The organism is Pseudarthrobacter sp. CCNWLW207 (genome assembly GCF_037203945.1).
Lineage (GTDB): Bacteria > Actinomycetota > Actinomycetes > Actinomycetales > Micrococcaceae > Arthrobacter.
This window is the reverse complement of sequence record NZ_JBBCBS010000037.1, coordinates 1-1125: the sequence shown is the minus strand read 5'-3', so window position 1 is coordinate 1125 and position 1125 is coordinate 1. Positions and strand designations below refer to the sequence as shown.

Genomic DNA, 1125 nt, shown 5'->3' with positions numbered 1-1125 from the left:
AATGACTGCCATTTCAACGACCCAGTCAGGTGCGCCGGTTACGTCCGACGCGCATTCGAAGTCAGTTGGTGCCGACGGTGCCATCATCCTGACTGACCACTACCTGGTCGAAAAGCTCGCCCAGTTCAACCGCGAGCGGGTGCCCGAGCGCGTAGTACACGCCAAGGGCGGCGGCGCGTTCGGTACGTTCACGGCCACCGAGGACATCTCTGCCTACACCAAGGCCGCGTTCCTCCAGCCCGGCGCCGAGACCGAGATGCTGATCCGGTTCTCCTCCGTCGCGGGCGAGAACGGCTCCCCGGACACCTGGCGCGATCCCCGCGGCTTCGCCGTGAAGTTCTACACCTCCGAGGGCAACTACGACCTCGTGGGCAACAACACCCCGGTCTTCTTCATCCGCGACGGCATCAAGTTCCCGGACTTCATCCACTCCCAGAAGCGCCTCCCGGGCACCCACCTGCGCGACGCCGACATGCAGTGGGACTTCTGGACCCTGTCCCCCGAATCCGCGCACCAGGTCACCTGGCTCATGGGCGACCGCGGCCTGCCGGCCTCCTGGCGTGAAATGCAGGGCTACGGCTCACACACCTACCAGTGGATCAACGCCGCGGGCGAACGTTTCTGGGTCAAGTACCACTTCAAGTCCAACCAGGGCGTCAAGACCATCACCGGCGAGCAGGCCGAAGAGCTGGCCGGATCCGACGCGGACTTCTACATCCGCGACCTCGCCGAAAACATCGACGCCGGCAACTTCCCGTCCTGGGACCTGCACGTCCAGGTCATGCCCTACGAGGACGCCAAGACCTACCGCTTCAACCCCTTCGACCTCACCAAGGTCTGGCCGCACGCGGACTACCCGCTGATCAAGGTCGGCACCATGGAACTGAACAAGAACCCGGAGAACTACTTCGCGCAGATCGAACAGGCCACCTTCGCGCCCTCGAACTTCGTGCCCGGCATCGCCGCGTCCCCGGACAAAATGCTCCAGGCCCGCATCTTCTCCTACGCCGACGCACACCGCTACCGCGTGGGCACCAACCACGCCCAGATCCCGGTAAACCAGCCCAGGAACCAGGTCAACAACTACAGCCAGGACGGCGCCGGACGCTACCTGTTCAACGCCCC

The 1125-nt window shown here is 64.4% G+C and carries 1 protein-coding gene; it reads left to right on the top strand.

Features of this window, described 5'->3' with window-relative positions; genetic code table 11:
* Nucleotide 1: 1 nt before the first annotated feature.
* Nucleotides 2-1125 (top strand): catalase (locus V9L17_RS21225; RefSeq protein WP_337352798.1); only part of this gene is annotated, 1124 nt, incomplete at its 3' end.